The 1,825-nt window shown below is 43.7% G+C and carries 3 protein-coding genes; all 3 read right to left on the bottom strand.

All coding sequences use genetic code 11. From position 1 onward, the window contains the following. Positions 1-640: NADH:ubiquinone reductase (Na(+)-transporting) subunit D (locus tag A3729_RS16905; RefSeq protein ID WP_068634106.1), on the bottom strand; the 640-nt coding region annotated here is incomplete at its 3' end. Positions 641-642: 2 nt separating this feature from the next. After that, positions 643-1,443 (bottom strand): Na(+)-translocating NADH-quinone reductase subunit C, encoded by an 801-nt coding sequence (locus A3729_RS16900; RefSeq protein WP_068506472.1) that lies wholly within the window; start codon positions 1,441-1,443, stop codon positions 643-645. After that, the coding region (locus tag A3729_RS16895) for an RnfABCDGE type electron transport complex subunit D (protein WP_197475890.1) at positions 1,436-1,825 on the bottom strand (390 nt) is incomplete at its 5' end. The genes A3729_RS16900 and A3729_RS16895, both read right to left, overlap by 8 nt.

The raw sequence follows: 1,825 nt of genomic DNA, 5'->3' as shown, positions 1-1,825 counted from the left end.
ACGAGATTTTGTAATCAGCAGGCTCTACCTGATCTTTCTTCCATTGCCTTAAGCCCCAAATAAGCAAACCGATGATAAAGAAAGCACTTGGAGGAAGCAGCAACATACCATTAGGTACATACCAGCCACCATTGTTAACGGTAGGCATAAGCTCGATGCCAAACAACATGCCTGAACCAAACAATTCACGTACAAAAGCGACTAATAGCAAAATAACGGCATATCCTAAACCATTACCTATGCCATCCAGGAAACTCATGCCTGGGCCATTTTGCATTGCAAACGCTTCAGCACGCCCCATTACGATACAGTTCGTGATAATCAAGCCCACAAAAACTGAAAGCTGCTTACTAAGTTCATAGGCATAGGCCTTGAGAACCTGATCAACAACAATTACCAACGAAGCAATGATAGTCATTTGAACAATGATTCGTATGTTCGAAGGTATTTGGCTACGAATTACGGATACAAACAAGTTAGATAGGCCACATACTGCACATACAGCCAAGCCCATAACAACCGATAGCTCCATACTAGTGGTAACGGCTAACGCAGAACAAATACCTAAGATTTGAAGTGCGATAGGGTTATTGCTAAAAACTGGTTCAAAAAGAACTTTTTTTGCTGTTACATCACTCATTCTTAAGCTCCTTCACGCAAGCGATTCAGGTACTTTTGGAATCCCTGCTCGCCAGTCCAATATTGAATAAGGTTAGTCACACCCACACTAGTCAAAGTAGCACCAGATAGACCGTCTACCATGTATTCGGCATCAGCTCGACTTTTATCAACTGCGCCTTTAATCAAGCCAAGCTTTGGCTGATCGCTAGACGCGAAGTCGTAGACCTTTTTACCCGGCCAAATCGCTTTCCAGCGCGGATTATCAACCTCACCACCCAAGCCAGGAGTCTCGGCATGCTCATAGAAGCCAAGCCCAACGACTGTATTAGCATCGCCCTCCAAAGCCAAGAAACCATGCAGTGTCGACCATAAGCCATAACCGCTTACAGGAAGAATGATCGTTTCAATCTTTCCGGCATCTTCAACCAAGTAGATCTTGGCGAACTTAACTCTACGCTTGATACCTGCAACGTCGTCAGCTCGCGAAAGAGTTGTTGAAAAGGCTGGATCTTTAGCCGCTTTTCTCTGGTCGTAATCAAGGACATTTTCCTTATTTACTGCAGAAGCCTCGACATATTCACCGCTATCCAAGTCAACCAACATTGGCTTAATCGCAGAGAAGGCATTCTCAATTTCAGTCGCCGAAGCGCCCTCAACCAATAAGCCTGCGGCAGCCAAAATATTAGCTTTAAGGTTTAGCGCCTTGTTCTTCTCTTGTATTGGCTTTAACAGTACAACAGAGCCCGCTACTACAATCGAACAGACAATACAGAGCAAAAATGCAACCGTAATAGTTTTTCCTACCGTTTCTTTACTAGACACGTGCCAATCTCCTCTTGATATTCGCTTGCATTACCAAGTGGTCAATATATGGTGCGAACAGGTTAGCGAACAATATTGCCAACATCATGCCTTCAGGGAATGCAGGGTTAACAACACGTATTAAAACAACCATTACACCGATGAGCGCACCAAATACAAACTTACCTTGGTTAGTCATTGATGCGGATACTGGGTCTGTTGCCATAAAAAACATCCCGAACGCAAAACCACCAATAACAAGATGCCAATAAAAAGGCATTGCAAACATAGGGTTAGTGTCAGAGCCGATCATATTGAAGATAAGTGACATTGCTGTCATACCACCAAATACACCAACAACGATACGCAAGGAAGCAATTTTGGTTGCAAGCAATGCAAAACC

Source organism: Oleiphilus sp. HI0043 (assembly GCF_001634935.1).
The sequence above is the reverse complement of the archived record's forward strand: the minus strand, read 5'-3'. Positions and strand labels throughout refer to the sequence as shown.